The 21871-nt window shown below is 42.7% G+C and carries 19 protein-coding genes; 8 read left to right on the top strand and 11 right to left on the bottom strand.

Annotation, left to right across the window (positions count from 1 at the left end):
• Nucleotides 1-3: 3 nt before the first annotated feature.
• The 7 genes from ACO067_RS10370 to truA all read right to left on the bottom strand — a co-directional run bounded on the left by ACO067_RS10370 (nt 4) and on the right by truA (nt 7106).
• Complete coding sequence (locus ACO067_RS10370; protein WP_421873757.1) at nt 4-636, bottom strand: hypothetical protein; 633 nt, start codon at nt 634-636, stop codon at nt 4-6.
• The gene (locus ACO067_RS10365) at nt 636-1142 is read right to left on the bottom strand and encodes a hypothetical protein (RefSeq protein WP_421873755.1); all 507 of its coding nucleotides are present in this window, start codon (nt 1140-1142) and stop codon (nt 636-638) included. The genes ACO067_RS10370 and ACO067_RS10365 overlap by 1 nt, the downstream gene beginning before the upstream one ends.
• 43 nt (nt 1143-1185) lie before the next feature.
• The gene (locus tag ACO067_RS10360; protein ID WP_421873754.1) at nt 1186-1644 is read right to left on the bottom strand and encodes a hypothetical protein; all 459 of its coding nucleotides are present in this window, start codon (nt 1642-1644) and stop codon (nt 1186-1188) included.
• Between the two features lie 715 nt (nt 1645-2359).
• Entirely contained in the window at nt 2360-3886 is a 1527-nt protein-coding gene (locus ACO067_RS10355; protein ID WP_421873752.1) for a hypothetical protein, read from the bottom strand.
• Between the two features lie 104 nt (nt 3887-3990).
• Nucleotides 3991-4536 carry a hypothetical protein gene (locus ACO067_RS10350; protein WP_421873750.1) on the bottom strand — a complete coding sequence of 182 codons (546 nt, stop codon included), beginning with the start codon at nt 4534-4536 and terminating at the stop codon, nt 3991-3993.
• Complete coding sequence (locus ACO067_RS10345) at nt 4533-6302, bottom strand: ABC transporter ATP-binding protein (protein ID WP_421873748.1); 1770 nt, start codon at nt 6300-6302, stop codon at nt 4533-4535. Before ACO067_RS10345 ends, ACO067_RS10350 begins: the two co-directional genes overlap by 4 nt.
• Before the next feature lie 9 nt (nt 6303-6311).
• Nucleotides 6312-7106 carry a tRNA pseudouridine(38-40) synthase TruA gene (truA, locus tag ACO067_RS10340; protein ID WP_421873746.1) on the bottom strand — a complete coding sequence of 265 codons (795 nt, stop codon included), beginning with the start codon at nt 7104-7106 and terminating at the stop codon, nt 6312-6314.
• 25 nt (nt 7107-7131) lie between these two features.
• Between truA and ACO067_RS10335 the strand changes: the two genes are divergently transcribed.
• Complete coding sequence (locus ACO067_RS10335) at nt 7132-7620, top strand: DUF4293 domain-containing protein (RefSeq protein WP_421873744.1); 489 nt, start codon at nt 7132-7134, stop codon at nt 7618-7620.
• A gap of 234 nt (nt 7621-7854) precedes the next feature.
• A complete protein-coding gene (htpG, locus tag ACO067_RS10330) occupies nt 7855-9747 on the top strand; it encodes a molecular chaperone HtpG (protein ID WP_421873742.1) in 1893 nt (630 codons plus the stop codon).
• Nucleotides 9748-9853: 106 nt separating this feature from the next.
• Here the strand turns inward: htpG and ACO067_RS10325 are convergent, their stop codons facing one another.
• Nucleotides 9854-10234, bottom strand: coding sequence for a helix-turn-helix domain-containing protein (locus ACO067_RS10325; RefSeq protein WP_421873741.1), 381 nt, complete (start codon nt 10232-10234; stop codon nt 9854-9856).
• Between the two features lie 13 nt (nt 10235-10247).
• Nucleotides 10248-10550, bottom strand: a complete 303-nt coding sequence (locus ACO067_RS10320) for a type II toxin-antitoxin system HigB family toxin (protein ID WP_421873739.1) — start codon at nt 10548-10550, stop codon at nt 10248-10250.
• A gap of 143 nt (nt 10551-10693) precedes the next feature.
• On the opposite strand from ACO067_RS10320, the gene ACO067_RS10315 reads away from it, so the two are divergent.
• The gene (locus ACO067_RS10315) at nt 10694-11260 is read left to right on the top strand and encodes a TetR/AcrR family transcriptional regulator (RefSeq protein ID WP_421873737.1); all 567 of its coding nucleotides are present in this window, start codon (nt 10694-10696) and stop codon (nt 11258-11260) included.
• Nucleotides 11261-11347: 87 nt separating this feature from the next.
• Nucleotides 11348-12097 (top strand): SDR family oxidoreductase, encoded by a 750-nt coding sequence (locus ACO067_RS10310; RefSeq protein ID WP_421873735.1) that lies wholly within the window; start codon nt 11348-11350, stop codon nt 12095-12097.
• A 57-nt stretch (nt 12098-12154) separates the two neighbouring features.
• Here the strand turns inward: ACO067_RS10310 and ACO067_RS10305 are convergent, their stop codons facing one another.
• Together ACO067_RS10305 and ACO067_RS10300 are read right to left on the bottom strand one after the other, a co-directional pair.
• Nucleotides 12155-13525, bottom strand: coding sequence for a hypothetical protein (locus tag ACO067_RS10305; RefSeq protein ID WP_421873733.1), 1371 nt, complete (start codon nt 13523-13525; stop codon nt 12155-12157).
• Between the two features lie 65 nt (nt 13526-13590).
• Complete coding sequence (locus ACO067_RS10300; RefSeq protein ID WP_421873731.1) at nt 13591-16140, bottom strand: S8 family peptidase; 2550 nt, start codon at nt 16138-16140, stop codon at nt 13591-13593.
• Nucleotides 16141-16449: 309 nt separating this feature from the next.
• On the opposite strand from ACO067_RS10300, the gene ACO067_RS10295 reads away from it, so the two are divergent.
• The 4 genes from ACO067_RS10295 to ACO067_RS10280 all read left to right on the top strand — a co-directional run bounded on the left by ACO067_RS10295 (nt 16450) and on the right by ACO067_RS10280 (nt 21837).
• Entirely contained in the window at nt 16450-17286 is an 837-nt protein-coding gene (locus tag ACO067_RS10295) for a M57 family metalloprotease (RefSeq protein WP_421873730.1), read from the top strand.
• Nucleotides 17287-17406: 120 nt separating this feature from the next.
• Nucleotides 17407-18282, top strand: coding sequence for a M57 family metalloprotease (locus ACO067_RS10290; RefSeq protein ID WP_421873728.1), 876 nt, complete (start codon nt 17407-17409; stop codon nt 18280-18282).
• Nucleotides 18283-18415: 133 nt separating this feature from the next.
• The gene (locus ACO067_RS10285; protein ID WP_421873726.1) at nt 18416-19273 is read left to right on the top strand and encodes an aldose 1-epimerase family protein; all 858 of its coding nucleotides are present in this window, start codon (nt 18416-18418) and stop codon (nt 19271-19273) included.
• A 14-nt stretch (nt 19274-19287) separates the two neighbouring features.
• Nucleotides 19288-21837 carry a M14 family zinc carboxypeptidase gene (locus ACO067_RS10280; RefSeq protein WP_421873724.1) on the top strand — a complete coding sequence of 850 codons (2550 nt, stop codon included), beginning with the start codon at nt 19288-19290 and terminating at the stop codon, nt 21835-21837.
• The last annotated feature ends 34 nt before the right edge of the window (nt 21838-21871 follow it).

The raw sequence follows: 21871 nt of genomic DNA, 5'->3' as shown, positions 1-21871 counted from the left end.
ACTTTAACTAACCCATAAGGGCAACCGACCTAAGAAGATGAAAGAGCCATCTTTATCTGATTTTTTGAATAATAGGAATTCTCCGCCACCGCATTCTATACCACAGTGATTTTCTACATAAAGTAAGATTAAATCTCTTTTTAGATTATAAACAGGTGGGGTTATTCGATAAGTGGTGTAGTCAGAATAGCTTTTATTTAGTCTATTTTTACTTTCATCCTCTTTTATTAGCAGATTCTTTCTTTTGATCCTTAGTTCTTTTTGATTTAGACGGGTTACATTAGAAAGTCTGTCTATATGAGACCTCATTTCGACAAAATCCTGTTTTGAAATTAATGTATCCCACCCTTGTAAAGGTAGTAAGTACTTTTGCATGAACTCCTTAGAGATAATGTCATCTAATGATAATTTTGGCTCCCATCTCATGATGACATCTGAATAATTTAGCAGATTGAGACTTAATTTATCCGTTTTTCTGGCCTCAAAGATCTCACAGAAGTAGTACTCTATAAATCTATATTGATCATTGCTGAGTGGAGATTGTGCATTTGATTTATTAGAAATGCCTAACAAAACCAATACAACTACAACCAATGCAAAATTAATTTTATTCCGTACAGTAGTCTGTTTCACCATCAATCCAAAGAGTTGAGAAATTCTTTATCCATCATTATTTGATCAACTATCAAAATTCCAAATTGAGTTTTGGAGAGTGAAGAAGTCCGAAAAAGGCGATTATATCCCTCCCATGCCAGGTTGTATCTAAAAATGATTCCAAGGGACGGTGTGTAGAAGAGTATTTCTTCGTCATCAGCTATGTTTGGATCATCTTTCAAATACTTAGTAACCTTAAATACTTGATTTTGGATAAACAACTCGCGTTCAGAAATAAATTTTATGTTCTGATACGAGCCATCGTGAATTAGAATAAAGCATTCTTCTTTAAATACGTCTCCATGATGACTCAATAATTCATAACAGATTTTATGAATGCTGTCTCCTGAATGTTGATGGCTTAGAATTCTCGTATCTAATGTGTCCAATTTTTCAGATCCAACAACATAATAACTGTTGTATTGGGCTGTAGCAGTCATTAAGATACTGCTAAATACTGATGTTAGTGTAAATCTTAAAGCTTTCATAGGTTTCCATAACCTATCTGTTCTTTTAATGTCTCAAAATGAATTAGTATTCCGTATTATTTCTATTGAACACCCGGTATAGGGTAGCTGTTTTTTGGCAACTGTCAGGCAACACTAAATAGAAGTCGGTCTGGTCCCAATTGAGCTTTTGCAATAATCTATCCCTGTTACTATCTTGATAATTATGGTATAACCACCAATAGTCTTTAACATCTAATTGAGCCATTGAATCAAATGAAATGGTGCTTTGGTATATGTCGGATGGATAATAGTTGTTTGTGAAACGAAGATCAATTCCTATTTCCATTTTGATAACATAGTCGTGACCAGGATTCGGGTCTTCTCCACCGAGACGTTCGATGGAGAATTTTGAATCCTCAACGTTAAACAGGATAAATACGGAGTCTTCTACTGGTTTCACGAATTGATAATACTGATCGTTTTGAGAAAAAACGACATGCGTATTGATTATCAGGAACAGAAGAATTGATTTTTGTCTCATTTCATGAAGGTCTAAAGCTGTCACGTCCACATCCAATCCTAAACGAGTTTAACTAGTCAATTTTTTGATCCAGATAGAAAAAAGGAATCTCTGAATCATCATAAATTCTCGTTGCCTCGAAATAGCCTTCTTTATAAAGAACCTTTCCATATAAGTTCGGCTCTGGGTCTGACACAAAAAGAAATCGACCTTTAAGAGATTCGGAGCTATTATTAAATGGGGTTTATTTGAGACCAATTACACTTACCCTTAGATAAATCTGCACTTCCGCTTTTATTTTTGATCAGGTATTTTCTTTTTTCTGACCCATGTAGAATCCAACGGAGGTTCACCATTGAGTTTGTTCAGTTCATTGTAAATTTCTATCATGAAGTGTTCCGAGTATGTAGTGTCCATGTGATGGGTGATAAAGACATTATAACATCTGGCAATCCGATCTCGGTTCAACAATGTATCATTCAAATAGTCATATCTTTTAACATCTATGCCATGAATATTATACATCAAGGAATCTATCTGATTTCTTCTTTTATAATAGCTGGTAGGATCTTGAATAAAGTATTTACTGTGAGCATTTGGTCTAATTTGTTTATACCATAACAGTTGGCCATTTTTTACATCACTTTCTGCTTTTCGGAAAGCATCATCACAATCATTTAGCCCATCCAAATCTCTAGTTTGGGAATGACATAGAAGTATTTGAAATAAAAGAATACTAATTACACTTACCTTTAGATAACTCGGCATTTTGTATATTATTCAATTGTGATACACTAATTTGTCCTGTTGCAACAGCCGCTTCAAAAGCATCTGTTCCTTCTAGTCCTACCCAAGATAGTTCCTCATAAATACCCTCATTTACCGGACTCCCATTTAGTGAAATGTCTATTTCTCTCATAAACATGATCATTCCATCTCGGTAGTTTTGTGCCATAGCCTCGTGCGAGGCTCCTTCTGGACCTAACCCTTGAGTTATCCATAAGTCATAAATTAGCGGAAAATTATTTTGAAGATCAGAAAGATCATATTGATTATTGGTTATGATATTCGTATTGCTGTAAATATCTTCCATCATGCTGGCATGTATCAGTTCATGACCTAAAACTGATCCTATAAATATTTGGCTAGCATTAGTCATGTTATGCATGGTCAGGTAAACATATTGCTCTTGAAACCAATCGATTGAAAAACCATAAGTATCCAAAAGATCACCCCACTCGTAAACTTTATCTCCTCCAAACTCTTCATAGATCTCCATATCCGAATTTACAACATCAATTTTCAACTCTGCCATGGGATACTCTTCCAGAAATCCAGCAAGCATTGCGAAAGCAGCATCTGATTCAGTGGCAGCATTCCAGATTTCCATGAGACACGGCTCCCATTTATCAGCTAGGTATTCTTCAAGAGGAACACATTCATTATTGTAGAATATATGATTTTCAACATCACAGTCTATATCTTTTACCGTGCCGACCCTATCCCTGGTAATACCATCTTCGGGATTCTCGTTACCGGAGCCTCCGCCACCACTACCATCTGGATTTGACGGATCGTAGATGACCTCTCCAATTCCACCTCCTCCACTGTCTTCTACGCCTTGATCTGATATTTCTGCTACTTCAGCGCAAGTGCAAACAAGGCCAATTGGAACTAAATATCCTCCGCCTTCACCATATGTAGTTCCTGGTTGTATTAAAGTATATTCATATTCACAATCACATTTCTGTGCCGCTACTCTTCCATTAGATGCATCCTCCAAAGGAACGTCTTCACCATCTACAAAATAGTTCTGAGCAAGCAACTCTCTATTCAGATCTAAAATATTCACGTACCCTGTGTATATGGTTGGGTCATAAATTTTATTCAGAAATTTATCTTCCGTTTGATATTGAAGAATGTAGGTTCGAAAACCTTCTTTTAATTCTATGAGAACCAAGTATTCAACACTGTTTTTAACCTCTTTAGGAGGATACAAGCGAATCATGTAGTTAGAATATTCAGAGTTCTCATCAGCTTTGCGCTTGTAGATCTTGTCAAAATCTAAGCCCCCAAAATTCGACTCATTTATTCGTCCTGAACTAGTAGTGCCTTTACCCAATAAGGTTCTAGATAATTTGGATTCATCCTCCAAGTCTACTTTCTCTATCTCTTCAAGGTTTTCAAGAGGGTCGATTTCCTCTGAACATGAAAAGCAAAGTGTGAGAATGGAAAATACGGTGATAATCGTTAGTTTTTTCATTGTGGCAATTTGAATTTAACTAGGTTAGTTAACTACAATTACAACGACCCACCATTATTTATCAAAATAATAGTTTCAATGACCTATAAGTGGAGAGGTTTCAATCATTCATCCCCCACCCAACTCTCAGCTACTTTGGAGTTGTCGGGGTAGTAAGTAGTCAGCAGGTTACCAATGATTTTTTCGTTGTATTTGTCTGCTTCATCCTGTAGCATGGGGAGATGGTTTTTGGTTCTGGGCTGCACCAGTGGGTGCATGGTCAGGTACATTTTGTAGTAGACTGCAGAGTCGAGTTTCAATATTTCAAATTCTCTCGGGATCTCAGCCATATCTTGGTTGAGTTCGATCCCGATGAACTGCGCCACTTCAGCGCGCTCCAGCGTATCGCTGTTGAAGGTGATCACCGTGAGTTTCCCATCGATTTTATCTTCCTCCAGGAGTGTCCTGCAGCGCTCAAAAAAGAGGCCGGGCTTTTCACTGGTGACAGAGGTGACAAACTGCTTCCCTACGATGGTTCGTTTGCCATCCTCTACCCGATAGATGACAATGGGTTCAAAACCTCCCAGCAGATAATAAATGGATGTTCCGATGGCCCCCAGAAAAACCACAATTAGTCCTAGATAGAGAATCCGTTGCCATTTGATGTTCATGAGGTTGCTACTTCTTTGTATTGCATCTGGTGAAGTTGTGCATAATAGCCATCTAAGTCAAGTAATTCATCGTGGGTACCTTTTTCCACGATCTCCCCTTTGTCTAAAACGAGTATCTTATCCGCATTCTGGATGGTAGACAATCGGTGAGCAATCACGATGGAAGTGCGCCCTTTCATCAGTTTTTGAATGGCTCCCTGGATCAGTTCCTCCGTTTCGGTATCTACGGAACTAGTCGCTTCATCCAACACGATGATTTTAGGATCGTAGACCATGGCCCGCACAAAGGAGATCAACTGACGCTGACCCACAGAAAGCGTAGATCCTCGCTCCATCACGTTGTAGTCAAAACCCCCTGGCAGTTTTTCGATAAAGGTGCGCGCACCAACCAACTCAGCCGCTTCAATCACTTTCTCCTTGCTGATGTTCGGGTTTCGTAGCGTGATGTTGTTATAAATCGTGTCTGAAAATAAGAATACATCCTGCAATACGACTGCAATGTGCTGTCTAAGATTGGATAGCTCATATGACTTCACCGATGTACCATCGATATAGATGTCTCCTTTATTAATTTCATAAAAGCGAGTGAGCAGGTTAATCACCGAAGACTTGCCCGCTCCTGTGGCGCCAACCAATGCTAAAGCCTGTCCTTTTTGCACCTCGAAGTTGATGTCCTTGAGTACCCAATCCTCGTCATTATACGCAAACCAGACTTTTTCAAACTTTACAGAGCCTTCAATCTGCTCGGGAGCATGGTCCCCATTATCGGGTATGTGCTCATCACTGTCCATGAGGTCCAGAATCCTGTTAGAAGCAACAATTCCCATCTGAAGGGTGTTGAATCGATCAGCGATCATTCGTATCGGGCGGAAAAACATCTGAATGTACATGATGAAGGCGATCAACACTCCCAGGGTTAGTTCCTCCCGTATGACTCCTCCAGCTCCATACCAGATCACCAACCCGATACCTGCGGCCTGGATAATCTCCGCCACAGGGAAGTATGTCGCATAGTAAAAAACTGCCTTGATGTTGGCTCGTCTGTGCTCCCGGTTGATTTCTTTGAATTTTTCGTGTTCGCGTTTTTCGGCATTGAAGATCTGCACGATGTTCATCCCCGTGATGTGCTCCTGCACGAAGGCATTCAGATTGGAGACGGCAGTTCGTACCTCATTGAATGAAACTTTAACTTTCTCCTTGAAAATGTAAGTAGCAAAAAGTAATACTGGCAATAAGGATAAACTCACCAGGGAGAGCTGCCAGCTTTCATAAAACATGAAGGACAGAATGACCACCAGTTGTAAAATATCGGCAATGATCCCTGCTACTCCGGTACTGAACACTTCAGAGAGCGTCTCTATATCCGAAACATTTCTAGTGACCAGTCGGCCGATTGGTGTATTGTCGAAGAATTTTAAGCGGAGTGCCTGGATGTGTTTGAAAAGCTTTATCCGAATGTCTTTAATAATGTACTGACCCAGCCAACTGGACAAGAAAGTGTGGTAGTACTGAACGACAGCTTGCACCACAAGTAGTACTATTAAAACAATGATCCATTTGACCAGTCCCTGATAATCATTGTAAGCCACATGATCATCGATGGTCATCTGGATCAGCTTGGGTCGCAGTGGCGTTAATAGTGCCAGGGCAATGGTCAGGAAGGTCACCAGGTAAAATTGTTTGATGTAGGGCTGCGCAAATACAAAAAGCCTTTTTAGGATTTGCACATCCAGGATCTTCCCACTAATCTTTTGTTCTTTTTCCAACGTCTCGCTCTAGTCTAGATAAATGTCTTTTGGATATTCCACGGCAGTCAAAAACAGTCCTTCTGGAGGTGCAGACCTGCCAGCGTTGGACCTCACGCCACTTTTAAGCACCATTTCCAGGTCGGATATGCTCATCTTGTTTTGACCTATTTCCAGCAGGGTCCCAACCATTGCCCGTACCATGCCTCTCAAAAACCTATTGGCACTTACGGAAAACACGTGACTGTCGTTCGGTTCCTGCCAACGAATCTGATGAATGGTACAGTCAAACGTCTTCACGTCCGTATGAACCTTACTGAAAGCCTGAAAGTTTTGCCAGTTTAGCAGAACTTGAGTGGCTTCATTAATTTTTTCAATGTCCAGCTCTCTTGTAAATAAGTAAGAAAGACCTGCCTTGAAGGGGTTCTTTTGCTTGTGAATGTGGTATTCATAGGAGCGGCTGGTCGCATCAAATCGGGCATGCGCTTCGTCTTTTACCCGTCTCACCGCATTGATGCTTATTTCATAAGGCAATAAAGCATTCAACTTGTATTGCAACTGGTCATTGTCCAATTCACTATCCGTATCGAAGTGTGCAATCTGCTGTGAGGCATGCACACCAGTATCCGTGCGTCCACTCCCCAGACATTCAGTTTCCGTTTGCAGTAGTGTGGTAAGCGCACGATTAATCTCTTCCTGCACCGTAATGGCATTGGGTTGGATCTGCCATCCATGAAACGACGTTCCTCTATAAGCTATGTCCAGAAAATACCTCAAGGCTGCAAAAGTAAGCACTTGCTTGTCAATGTGGTCTAGGATGGCCAATTTTGCGACCTAAATCTTCAAAACTATGTTACAGAGAATCCAGTCTGTCTTTTTATTGATCGTGGCGATCGTGATGGTGACCATCTTGTTTTTACCGATGTGGAACAAAGTAGACGTTTCCGCTAAGGAAGTAGTGGAGCTGAATGCGTTCGAATTGGTCTACTCTTCTTTCGATGAGTCGGGAGAATTCACACCCATGGCCACCGTAGATACTTATTGGATTTCTGTATTGGCCATTCTGGCAGCTGCTGTGGCTTTGGTTTCTATTTTTTCTTACAAAAACCGCTTGCGCCAGATGCAGTTGAATACTTTGAATTCCCTGGTGATGGGTGGCTGTCTGTTTATGACCTACTGGTATTCTACCAAAGGCGATCAAATGCTGAATCCAGAGACCGTAGGCAATTTCCAGATTGGGTTTTACATCATTGCGGTCGCCCTGCTCTTCAACTCATTGGGTAACCGTTTCATCCGCAAAGACGAGAAGCTGGTAAGAAGTGCGGATCGGATTAGGTAAAGGAACGATTATTCCTGAATAAAGCCGATTCCAACATTAAATGTGAGCCAATGTCATACTGAGGCACTCGAAGCATGGTATTGGCTTTTGTATTGTAATGTCCATTAAAATGGAAATATGTCAGTAGGCAAAGTCTAAATGACCACATACCGTGACACTTTGACAGTTTTTCACCTCTGGAATAGTATTTGGTTCTTTGGCATCAGTTGAAATCAAAAAACTGAATATAAAGCAATGGCAGAGAAAGGTACTATTTCAATTCACACGGAGAACATCTTCCCGATCATCAAGAAGTTTTTATACTCCGATCATGAGATATTCCTAAGAGAGTTGGTATCCAACGCAGTGGATGCTTCCCAAAAGCTGAAGCGACTGGCTCAGCTGGGTGAATATAAAGGAGAGATGGGCGACCTGATCGTAGACGTGAAGGTTGATAAGAAGAAAAAGACCATTACCATATCCGACCGGGGTATTGGTATGACTGAGGAGGAGATCAAGAAATACATCAACCAGATTGCCTTTTCAGGAGCTACTGAGTTCATCGAAAAATACAAAGACAAGGGCGAAGACCAGCAGATCATCGGTCACTTTGGTCTGGGATTCTATTCGGCCTTTATGGTGGCGAAGAAGGTAGAAATCCACACGCTTTCGCATCAGGAAGGTGCTGAACCAGCCATCTGGATCGGAAAAGGAGATACCGAGTTTGAAATCAAAGAAGGCAAGAAGAAAGATCGCGGAACGGACATCATCCTGCACATTGCAGAAGACTCTGAGGAGTTCCTGGAAGAGCACAGAATCCAGGGCATTCTGGATAAATACTCCAAGTTCTTACCAATCACGATTCGATTTGGAGAGAAAGAGCAACAGGAGGAAGATGGCGAGGACAAAGACGGTAAGAAGAAGTGGAAGACGGTTAAGAAAGACAACATCATCAACAATACCGCGCCGCTTTGGACCAAGTCTCCTAGTGACCTGACTGATGACGATTACAAGGAATTTTACAAAGAACTTTATCCATTTGCGGAGGAGCCACTCTTCTGGATTCACCTCAATGTGGACTATCCATTCAACCTTACAGGTATCCTGTACTTCCCTAAGCTGAAGAAGGAGATGGAAATCCAGCGCAACAAAATCCAGCTCTACTCTCGTCAGGTGTTTATTACCGATGAAGTTAAGGACATTGTGCCAGATTTCTTGCAGTTGCTACACGGGGTGATCGACTCACCGGATATTCCGCTAAACGTGTCACGTAGCTACTTGCAGTCTGACAGCAATGTGAAGAAAATCAACGGCTACATCACGAAAAAGGTGGCTGACAAGCTGGGTGAGCTGTTCAAGAAAGACCGAGCTGCTTACGAAAGTAAGTGGGAGGATATCGGAGTGTTCGTGAAGTACGGTATGATCTCTGAAGACAAGTTTGAGGAGAAAGCCAAGGAATTCACTTTGGTGAAAAACATTGACGACAAGTATTTCAACATCGATGAGTACAAGAAGCAGGTTGAGGCCAATCAAACCAACAAGGATAAAAATGTGGTCTTCCTGTACACCACCGATGAGGACAAACAGCACGGGTACATCGAGACCGCTAAGAAACGCAGCTACGACGTGCTGATCCTGGATGGTCCTGTGGATAGCCACTTTATCAATCACGTAGAGCAGAAGTACGAAGGAGTCACGCTGAAGCGAGTAGACTCAGATGTGATCGACAAGTTGATCGATAAAGATGAGAAGAAGGAGTCGGTACTCTCGGATGATGAGAAAACGAAGGTTGAAGAAGCGTACAAAAAAGCAGTGAATGATGACAAAAACACCATCACTGTGGAGCCGATGGCTACTGACGACATGCCGGTGACCATTACGCTACCAGAGTTTATCCGCAGAATGAAAGACATGCAGGCGCAAGGCGGTGGCGGACCGATGATGTTCGGTGACTTTCCAATGAACCTGTCGATCGCTGTAAATGCGAATCACGCATATACTAAGAAAATTCTGGCAGCTGAAACAGAAGAAGCACAAGTAGAGATGGCGAAGCAGGCGTACGACTGGGCCATGCTGTCACAAGGAATGCTCAGCGGTAAGCGTCTGACAGACTTCATCAACAGAAGTGTGGAGCTGGCCTCCAAGTAATTTCAATCCCGACCGTTGTGGTCGGAATTACATAGATCCCCTGACGCTCAAGGTCAGGGACACCCATTAAGTAAAGCCATCCTGACCAAAGCGTCAGGGTGGCTTTTTATTTGGCGAGTGGATAATCCTGAATGAGAACTTCAGCAGGAAGTTTGAACCGTTCTTGAAGTTTGCGAATCATGGAGAGACTCAGTTTTCGCTTTCGGTTGAGAATGAGTGAAGCCTTTGATTTATCTCCAATAATTTCTCCCAGGTCCGATTGATTCAATCCTTCCTCCTCCATTAAATACTTAATGGCCTCAATAGGATCTGGAGCTTCTATTGGATAGTGTTCATTCTCATAGTTTTCAATAAGCAATCCCAATATTTCAGCCTGATCAAATTCAAGAGTGCCTTTTTGAGCATTAAATAGCTCCCTGAGACTATCCAATGCATGTCGATAATCTTCTTCTGTCCGGATTGGTTTGATTGCTATATCTGTTGCCACTTTATTTATTAATTTAATAGTCCCACACAGTCATTGGCTCTATATTATCGTATTCGCTGTGAGTTCCTATGAAACAAATGAAAACCTGACCAAGGTCATAGTTTACCTGAACAATTAGTCGATAGTCATTTTTATTAATATGGAAAATCACGCGTCCATTTCCAATTGGTCTCGCATGATTAAAATCTTTCGTTATATCTGCAGGTTGTTTCCAACTAGCTTTTTTGACTTTTTGTAACCAAACTTTGATTCCAGTCTCAGTTTCTGGATGTTTTTGATAGTATTTTTTTAAGGTGCTTTCAGCAATGATTCGCATTGGTGCATTCCTTCATAGTTCTTCGAACTAGAGTTGTCAAGGTTTAGAGCATACTTACTCCAAAGATGCTAAAAAGTTTCCAAAACGGAAACTATTAAGATTTATTTCTTGAACTATCTTTGCTCTGAAACGTTTGTTTCAATATGCCTAAGACCATCACATTTGATAGAAATCAGGTCATTGAAGACGTCATGGAGCTTTTTTGGCAAAAAGGCTACAATGGCACCTCTATGCAAGACCTGGTGGATGTGACGGGGCTCAACCGATCCAGTTTTTACAACACCTTTGGAGATAAGTTTTCCTTGTTCAAAGAGGCGCTGAAGCATTATCAAAAACGTCAGGATGAAATGCTTCAGGGCTTTGTCAATGGTGCCCAATCACCTAAGGGGGCGATAGTTGCTTTATTCAAAGGGATCAGTAGCGATATCACCGGGGGCAATCAAAAGGGCTGCATGCTTACCAGCTGTACTTCGGAGCTGGCAGGCCAGGATGAGCGAGTTCGGTCATTCTTATCAGAGAACATGTCGCATGTCGTTCAGCTTTTTTCAGGACTTATTCTTGCAGCTCAGCAAGCCGGTGAAATCAGTGCCGACAAGAATGCAGATATCCTGGCTTTGTACTTGTTTTCTTCTTTGCAGGGATTGCGGGTTACTTCCATTCTAGACAAGCAATTAGAGGAGGTAGTTGATCAGGTTTTAGGATCATTATAATTTTTTTCTCATTATTTGAAACGTTCGTTTCAATATGTCGTTTATTTGAACTAATCGTTTCAAATAAAACCTTAAAACAACTAAACAATGGGAAAATTAGACGGAAAAGTAGCGCTGATCACAGGGGGTAACAGCGGTATAGGCTTGGCAACAGCAAAGCTTTTTATAGAAGAAGGTGCTAAGGTGGTCATCACGGGCAGGAGACAAGAGGCGCTGGATGAAGCTGCTGCTCAATTAGGATCTTCAGTAAAGACTATCCTGGCAGATGCTGGAGATATTTCCACCAGTGAATCAGTCGTAGAGCAAACAGTGGCCTTCTTTGGCAAGATTGATATATTATTCTTGAATGCGGGCGTGGCTTATTTCTTGCCAATTTCGGACATTACTGAAGAGCACTTTGACCAGCAATTTAACATCAATGTGAAAGGTCCATTCTTTTTGATCAAGGCCGCTTTACCACATTTGAATGATGGAGCCGTAATCATCGGCAATACGTCTGTGGTAGGTTCTAAAGGATTTGATGGCACATCGGTTTACTCTTCTACCAAAGCCGCTTTCAGATCGCTATCCAGAGTACTGGCCAGTGAACTGAAATCAAGAAAAATTAGAACCGTGAGTGTGGCTCCCGGACCAATCGCTACACCGATTTATGATAAGCTGGGCTTGCCAGAAGATGCCGTGAAGGCGATGGGCGAAGGCTTTGCCGGTCAGGTGCCGCTAGGTCGATTTGGCTCTCCGGAAGAGCTGGCTAAATCCGTTTTATTCCTAGCCTCAGATGATTCGTCATTTGTCAATGGAGTGGAACTAGCCGTAGATGGTGGATTGAGTCAGATTTAATTATTGGATGTTTTGATTCCATGAAACCATCCTGACCGAAGCGTCAGGGTGGTTTTTTTATTTTGGCAGTATTCCCTTCAGTTTCAAATAACTTTCATCTTCTTTCTTTGGGTCATCTTTAGGTTGGTAATATCCTGTAGGACTTAATTCCCGATAAAACGGGATGTCCGCATAGCTTCTCTTGTGTTCGGGTGGGCTGGACACACGTATGGAATGCAAACCTGCTGGCAAATCCGTAATATCCACATAAGCCAGGAGTCCGCGTTGTTTGGTGTGTTGCTTAAAGTGAAACCGCCAATTCATCTCCTGAAGGAGACTATCATTCAAGTAAATGTGATAATAAGAAGAAGCGCAGTTCAACTCAATTTCTTTTTTGGGCACCTCAGTAGAATCCACTAGAGAATCGTACTGGCAGTATGCTTTGATTGTTTCTTCTCGCCCGACTTGTAGTGCTACAAAAAGGCGAAGTGTATTTTCGGAGATGATGTCTGATTGGATTTGTGCTTGCACTGAGTGAAAGCCTTCATTTTGATCATCATAATAGCCACTAAAAGAACTGGTTCCGAAGGAATTGTTCCAGAGTTCGAGCTGAGTAAGTGACTCCCCTGGGATAGCTGATTCCTGTAGGGATCCTACACCTACAATGCTTGTAAAAGCAAAAAATGCGAGGAATACTCCTATTTTCCACTTTCCATAATTACTGACTATGGTGTAGTAAATGGGCCGATAGAATCGAGACAAAGTGATAGTGCTGACCAGCCAATATAAGGGGTAATATATTTTGCTCAACCATTTGAATCGCTTTAAAAATCCAAGTGTCACAAAGTCTAGCATAGAAAATGCACCAATCAGCAAAATGGTAATGGCGTAAGTACTTACCATGATTTCGACGATTTCATTGTCAAATTCGGTATCAAAAAGATACGCTATGCTTACAAATGGAAACACGAGCAAAATCAAGATGTACAAGTAGGCGCCGATCATGACCATGAAGAGCATGAAGGAGACCGAAAACAATGAACTACTGATCTTTTCCAGATTGATAATGATCTGCTCGATGGTAGGAATTCGCTCCAGCACTCGAGAAAATCTGCCAGACATTTTGAGGTTGTCTTTATTGACTCCTTCTGGAAAAGTAAAACTAAGACCGACCATTCCTACCCAGATACCCCGGCTGATTAGATGCAGGATCAATCCACAGGTGAGCCAATATAGAGCTACTTTTAGCGAATTGACGAGGTTGTCCAAGTCTGTAGTTTCTCCGAATAGGTTGGCATTGCCATACTCCAGGAAACTGTCCAGCATGTCAGGTATTTGAAAGAGACCGTATAATACAATCCCCGAGAGGAGGATTTCGGGCTCCCAGCTTTTTTGCTGGAGCTCAGTGAGCCAGCCAGGTTTGTTGGGATTTTCTGATGCTTCAGACATAGATTAGGCAATTGAGTTGATTAAAAATAATCAGTATCTCCGAATCACTTCATGTACTTTTTAATTTACAACTTCACAAAGCGACCCGAATCAATTACTTCTCCATCTTTAAACACCTGATAGAGGTAAACCCCAGCATCTAGCTCTTCTATGTAAATGCTGTTGACTCGATCCAGTAGCTCTTCTTCCAATACCAGGCGACCGGAACGATCGCTAACTTTGACTTGCATTTTATCGCCATTCGACACGGTGTATATATAAATATCAGCTGTGGGGTTTGGGAAGAAAGTCACTTTTCCGGGCTTGTCCACTAGTATCGAACTGTAATTTGATTGAATCGATGTTCCATCTTTTAAGTTCAGGACCGCAAAATAATCAATTGTGCCTGGATCCAGATCAGGATCACGTATAGTGAATGAGGTGCTGGAAGTAACTGGAATTTCACGGAGAATCTCTAACGTATCATTATACTCTTTTAGAAAAGTGACAGACTCAACATTGAGAACACTGCTCAGCTCCAGATTAATCACGGCATCTACTTCCAGTTTTTGGGCTGAGAAAAAATTAACGTAACAAAAGGCACCTTGAAACGAGTAGTTGAAAGCGAGGTTTCTTAACCCCTCTTCTTTGGAATATACTGGAGCCACCGAATAGAAGGTGCTTTCATTCTTGTTGATGACAAAAGAAGTATCTGAAGTGGAACCGATGAGGCGAAGACTATCGGTTTGCATTTCATACACATGGTATTCCTCGGCATCAGCTATTGTAGTCCATTGCAGTCCAAAGTTGCTCTCACAATTAAAAGCTACGGAGACTTCAGGTATTTCTGAGATCAAAAACTCATCCGATAGGAACTCCTGCCCTCCAATTGTCGCTCTCAGCTGGTAGGTGCCGGATGCCTCTGGATTGTGCCATACATAGCGGGGATCATTGAGGCTAAAATTATTCGTAATCAGATTCCATTTGTTTTCGAAAAAGTACTCTAGTTTACCCACACTTTGGCTGAGGCTGTGTGACCAGTAGATGGACTGGAAGCTATCTGCCCTTAGCTGATCTGAACTGCTTGGGAAGTCAAATTCGAATTCATTCAGATAAGTGAAACACCAAGCAATACTCACTACTTGAGAGGAAGTAGCCAGGTCAGGAGTGCTGAGCTGTAGCTGATAAGTCCCAGCAGTGGGTTGAGCCAGAGTGATGTATTCCACGTTGTTTAAATGATCCTCACCTCGAACAGCCAGTTTGTTTAATTCAGTTGTTGATGCAGTGGTGGACAGTGTCCATGGTAGCCATTCCTGAGTATCATTGATTAGTTTGGTATCTATGTCGTTGATGAGTGCTATTGACGAGCCTTCAGTAGCCGGCGGATCCGCCCAGCTAATAGCTATTTGAACAGACTGTACTTCTTGTGACACATCCAGGTCCAAACTTACCGTTTGGTTGGAAAATAGTCGGCGGGTCATTATTTGCCCCTTTTGAACGCAAGCCAATGCTTTACTGGCATTCACACTGCCATATCCCGTGTAGTAGTCAGGTCCTTTTACTCCAATGTCGTCAGCCGTAGCGATCAAAATGGCCTTGACGGTGGAGGCATCTGGTATGGAATCATAGGTGTTTGAGAAGCTGTTCTGAACCAAAGTGCTTATGCCACTCACGATTGCAGCTGCATCAGAGGTACCACGACCACCGTAAGCCGTCAGTTCAGGTTTGAGGCGACCATCGTAGGCGGGCCCTCGCGAGTTTAAATCACTCACGACCAATGAAGTATCGACAGCACTCACTGTGAGAATATTTTTTGCCTGTTTGAAAGTACCCGTGAGGTTGGCAAAAGGTAAGTCAGAGTAGGTACCATCTGAAGGGAGCACTCTCCCAGCGTTGCCAGCTGAGAAGACATGCATGATTTTTGGGTGATTATAGACCTCCTGGTCATAAGCAGCCGCCTCTATCCCGTAGTAGTTTTCGATACCTAATCCATAGGAGTGATTCTGAGTATAGATCTGATTCTGTAATAAACGATTGGAGTTGTCCGGCAACAGGTTGTTAAAGTCGGAACTGCTTATCGCCAAACCGGGAGCGACTCCTTTATTAAAAGAGGTGGTATTGCCCATGCCGGCAATAATTGTAGCCATATCTGTGGCATGCTGAGATTGGTCTTCACTGGCTGAGCCAAGGTCTAAATACTTACCAGACAAATCAATGTCTTCGTTATCAAACCGTCGTTCTTTGACTGAAACGGCTAACCCTGCACCAAGTACATTAGGGTATTCATTTTGAGCTTTGCGAATGTTATTATACGCAAAGTTTGGGTCGTCAAGGGCAGATTCCTCTGATGGCCTTCGGTGTAGGTCGATGTATTTGATGCTTCCTGAGAGGGGCAGTTGGCGAGCCTGCGCCCAGGATGTGACGATGGTGTAATGACCCTGGTCACTAATCTTTTTCACTTGGATAATGCGTTCATCTGGTGACCAATCGAGTTGAGTCGCTATCAAAAAAGTATCTGTTTCCTGCAGATCTACCCGGTTCTTTAGCGATGTTTCAAAATTTGGAGACATAGTACTTTGGCCCAGAACAATCTCCAGGGACAAAAGCAAGAACATGGCTCCCAATGTCATACGCATTCAGCGAATATAAATCAAATCAGTATTGTCCCTTTGGAGCAAAACTTTACAGTTAATGATCCCGCAATGAAATGTTCTACGGTCAATCAGATTGATGTCTGCACTGATCAGGAATAATTGAAGATTGATTGGGTAAAAAACAAAAGTGAAATCGATTTTTTACCAAATAATCTATTTTGAAAAATACAAATTTCCTCAATTCATATCGAATGCGAATAATGTTTTGTTTCAATAAGATTTTTCAAATACATTCGGTGCATTCTCGGAAGTTTTCGGGGATATGTATAACCTAATTCAAACGACTGTAAAATGAGAAAAGTTAGCTATTTAGCTTCGCTCGCCGTAGCTGCGTGCGTCCTATTCGCTTCATGTTCCAATGAAAGTGATGTAGTTAATCAAGATGAAGTTTCCGAATCTGTACTTTCAGCACTAACCAATGCCGGGTTTGATGTTGTAAATCAGGCTCCAATCAAATTTGAAGACGGATATCTGGTAGAAGGGGATATCTATTTGACAGATGCTGATATTGCCAATCTAAAGGAAGGTAAACGACTACCAATAGAGGAGCAGTATAGCACAGATAATTTGGTTTCCACCAATGGTAACAGAGTGATCACTATCTACGCTCCTGTGGGCGGAAGAAATGGTTACAGCTCTGGTATGATTGCTGGACTTGACCTGGCTATAGCAAGGTACAATGCTGAAAACCTCGAAATTTCTTTTCAACGAGTGTCATCGTCCAACAGTGCGGACATAGTAATGACCAGGTTGAGCAAAAGAGATGAGAGAAGAGGCGTGTTAGGATCAGCTGGTTTCCCAACTTCCTCTGGTGATCCTTATGGCCAAATCAAAATGAGTGGTATTCTTGAGTCTTCCTACGGGCTCAGCACTGCTGGTATTGCGACCATCATTGGTCATGAAATGGGCCATTGTATTGGATTCCGTCACACGGATTACTTCAACAGGAGCATTTCATGTGGTGGTAGTGCATCCAATGAAGGTGATGGAGGTGTAGGTGCAAACCACATCCCAGGTACTCCTACCGGAGCTTCCGCTTCTGCTAAATCATGGATGCTTGCATGTACTGATGGTGGAGACAGGCCATTCAACAATGACGATAAGACAGCACTGGATTATCTCTATTAACTAGATTAAAACGGCATACAAAAAGACATCCGCTAGTGGATGTCTTTTTGTTTTATCTCATTTCATCGTCTAAGACCAGCTTTATTGCTTTTGTATTTTATAACCCAAACAAATAATACCATGAAAAGACTGACTTATTATTCAGGACTAATGTTAATTAGCATGGGCTTCTTTGCTTGTGAATCAAATCAAGTGATCGAGGAGGAAACTATCTCCCAAGAGGTTCTAACCAGACTAACAGACCTGGGATTCGATGTAGAAAACCAGGCACCTATTCCATTTGAGGATGGCTACCTGGTGGAAGGTGACATTTACCTGACCGATTATGACCTTGCTCATATGAATTCGGGAAAGCGACTGCCTGTGGAAGAGCAGTATAGCACTGACAACCTGGTCAGCACCAATGGTAGTCGGACCATTACGGTCTATGCTCCCGAAGAAGGCTCCGGTGGTGGCGGTAATGGTAAAGGCAAAAAAGGTGGCGGTGGATCCGGTGGATATAGCCCTGCTATGATTGCCGGACTTGACCTGGCTATCGACCGATACAATGCGAGAAATCTGGAGATCTCTTTTCAGAGAGTGACCAACTCTAGTAATGCCGATATTGTGATGACCAGACTGAGTAAAAGAGATGAGCGCAGAGGTGTATTAGGATCTGCCGGTTTCCCTACTGCTTCTGGGGACCCATATGGTGAGATCAAAATGAGCGGTGTACTAGAGTCTTCTTACGGACTTAGCACTTCTGGAATTGCAACCATTATTGCTCATGAAATGGGTCATTGCATTGGATTTCGTCACACTGATTACTTTGATAGAAGTATTTCATGTGGGGGTAGCCCTAGTAATGAAGGTGATGGCGGAGTAGGAGCGAACCATATACCAGGTACCCCAACTGGTGCTTCAGCATCTGCTGCGTCATGGATGCTCGCCTGTACTGATGGTAGTGATCGTCCGTTCAACAACGATGACAGAACGGCACTGGACTACTTGTACTAACCGTATTAATTGTTAATCTAGCCAAAGGGAGCGCCAAGTGCGCTCCTTTTTTTATGGTGTTCGTTTGGCCTCCGCTTATATAAATATTCGCTATGAAAACCATGAGCTGTTTGGCTTTGACTATTTTTAGGTAATGAAAATTGCCAATAAGAATGTTACTGCTGCTTTTAAGAGCAGGGGAGCGGAGCTTACCAGTTTACAAAAGGACGATCAGGAATACATCTGGCAAGCTGACCCTGATCACTGGGGGCGTCACGCTCCAGTACTCTTTCCATTCGTAGGAAGGCTAAAGCGCGACCAATACTTACACAATGGTCATACGTTTTCTGTGGGCCAGCATGGCTTTGCTCGGGATCGGGAGTTTGAGATTGTGGCCCATGATTCGGATTCGGTGACATTTAGGTTGACTGCAGACCAGGATACACAAAGAGTATATCCTTTCAAGTTCTCGTTAACTATCCGCTATGAACTAAATGAGCTCGGCCTCAATACAAACTATACTGTGATCAATCATGGGAAGGATGTCATGTGGTTTTCGATCGGTGGCCATCCAGCTTTCAATTGTCCCATGACTGACCAAGAGAAAAGGTCAGATTATTGGCTGGAGTTTGAATATGCCGAAAACTTAGAAGCATATCTTATAGAAGGTGGCCTTCTATCCGGCCAGAAGGAGCCTATAGCAATGAGTGAAAACAAACTGGTTATTGGAGATCACTTGTTTGATCAAGACGCACTGGTGATCAAAGACTTTAAATCCAGCGAGATAAGCCTATGCAGTGCAAAGGGTAAGTGGCTTACTTTCCACATGAAGGGATTCCCTTATTTAGGGATTTGGTCCAAAAGTGAAGATTCGCCATTTGTGTGCATAGAACCCTGGTATGGTCATGCTGATCCGGCAAACCACAACCAACAGTTGGCCGAAAAAGAAGGCATATTGCAACTCAAACAAAAGGAATCCTTTAGTTGTAACTATGTCATCCAATTGCATTAAAACCCATTAACTCAATGCTTAAAAAACTCCAATTAGTAACTCTGCTTACCTGGGTCGGCTTTATGTCCTATGGCCAGGTGGACCTTTCTTATTATTTGCCAACAGATGTCACGTATGACGAGTCGATCCCTACCCCACAACAAGTCTTGGGCTATGAGGTGGGCGAATGGCATGTGAGTCATGATCAGCTCGTTTATTACATGCGCACTCTTGCCGCTGCCTCAGACCGAATTGAGATTGAAGAGATCGGTAAGACCTATGAAAACCGCCAGTTGATGCACCTGGTCATCACTGCACAGGCAAACAGGGCCAACCTGGAGGAAATCAGAAAGACACATGTAGCGTTGACCAATCCAAACTCCGGTGTAAATCCTTCTGATGCCAAAGTTGTGCATTGGATGGGTTATAGCATTCATGGAAATGAAGCAAGTGGGTCCAATGCGGCACTAATAGCAGCTTATTACCTGGCAGCAGCTCGGGGGCCAGTTATCGACGATATACTGGAGAGCACGGTGATAATCTTTGATCCTTCTTACAATCCTGATGGACTGCAGCGCTTTAGTACCTGGGTCAACATGCATAAATCGGCCAATCTGGTATCAGATCCAGCGGCTAGAGAGTTTGATGAAGCATGGCCTGGCGGCCGAACCAATCATTACTGGTTTGACCTAAACAGGGACTGGATGCCAGTACAACTGCCAGAATCCAAGGCTAGAATTGCACAGTTTCAAAAATGGAAACCCAATGTGCTGACAGACCACCACGAGATGGGGACGAACAGTACATTTTTCTTTCAACCAGGAATTTTGTCTCGTAAAAACCCGCTCACGCCTATGGCTAATGTGGTCATGACCGAACGTATAGCTGCGTATCATGCCGACATGTTGGATAGTATTGGGTCACTGTATTACTCGGAGGAAGGATATGACGATTACTACGTAGGCAAAGGATCTACTTATCCAGATCTGAATGGCAGTGTAGGAATCCTATTCGAACAAGCCAGTGCCCGAGGACATCTTCAGGAAAATCAGTTTGGTACTTTATCCTTTCCACAAGCTATTCGCAATCATTTTACTACATCGCTTTCTACACTTCGGGCAGTACATCACTTGAGAGATGATCTTTTGGTTATGCAAAATGAGTTCTACAAGGAATCACTAAGTATGGCAGGTAATGATGCCGTCAAGGCAATCGTTTTTGGGTCAGAGAAAGATCCCATGCGTTCATATCACTTGATGGACTTGATCAATCAGCATGATATAGACATTTATCCTGTGAGAACCCCCATTAGGAAGAATGGTCAAACTTTTAGCGAAGGAAGCTACCTTGTCCCTTTGAATCAACCTCAGTACCGATTGATCAAGTCGATGTTCGAGAAGCGCACGGAGTTTCAGGACAGCTTGTTCTACGATATATCTACATGGACTTTGCCTCTGGCTTACAATCTTGCTTATGCGGAACTTGGGGCCAAGGACTACAGCTCATCCAGTTTGGGTTCACTGATCGAAGAGCCTAAAGCTCCTGTAAGAAAGGTGCATGGTACATCAGATTATGCCTACATTTTCGAGCCTTATGGCTACTATACACAGCGAGCCATCATGCGTTTGCTCGATGCTGGAGTGCTGGTGGAGGTAGCCCACAATCCGCATGGCACTTCGCAAAAAACCTTCGTTCGGGGCTCAGTGATCATTCCTGTGGGTATACAGCGAGATAAGCAATCGATTATAGAAAAGGAGATTCAGACGATTGCCACTAAAGACGGTATTGATGTTTATGCTCTTGGTACAGGGTTATCTACTACTGGTTCAGACCTGGGCAGTAGAGAGCTCGAAGTGATTGAAAAGCCAGAAGTAGCCATTCTGGTGGGAGATGGAGTGAGTAGTTATGAGGCCGGTGAAACCTGGCACTTGCTAGACCAGCGGTATGGAATGAAGGTTACCTTACTGCCTGCCTCTGCTGTTAATCAAGACATTTCCAGGTATACCAAGCTTGTATTTCCTAGTGGATCTTATCGAGACATATCATCCAGAGGAATAGACAACTTAAAGAAATGGGTGGCCTCAGGTGGAGTCATTGTTGCCTGGAAGTCCGGTGGCAAGTGGCTTGCAGAAAATGACATATCAGGAGCTAAATACCTGAAGCCAGAAAATGATACAGACGGGTACAAACGCTACGTAGATCTGGAGCAAACCCGTGGGGCACAGGTCATTGGTGGAGCCATCTTCGAAGCTAAACTAGATCTGGGTCATCCGTTGACATACGGGCTGGACCAACCCACCATGCCATTGTTTAGAAACCACTCTTACATGATGGAAAAATCAACAAATCAGTACGCTAATCCATTGGTATACACCGCATCGCCTCTGATGAGTGGCTACGTGTCTGAAGAAAGGCTGGCAGAACTGGAGGCAACACCTGCCGTCACGGTCTCTCAGCTAGGTAGAGGGAGAGTCATTAACTTTGCAGATAATCCCAATTTCAGGGCATTTTGGTATGGCACCAATAAGCTTTTCATGAATGCGTTGTTTTTTGGGCAGACAATTAGTTCTGCAGCTGCAGAATGATAAAATTTTTCCGTGGATAATTGCGTTAAGTGGT

The organism is Marinoscillum sp., from assembly GCF_965229915.1.
Classification (GTDB): Bacteria; Bacteroidota; Bacteroidia; order Cytophagales; family Cyclobacteriaceae; genus Marinoscillum.
This window is presented reverse-complemented; position numbering and strand designations above follow the sequence as displayed.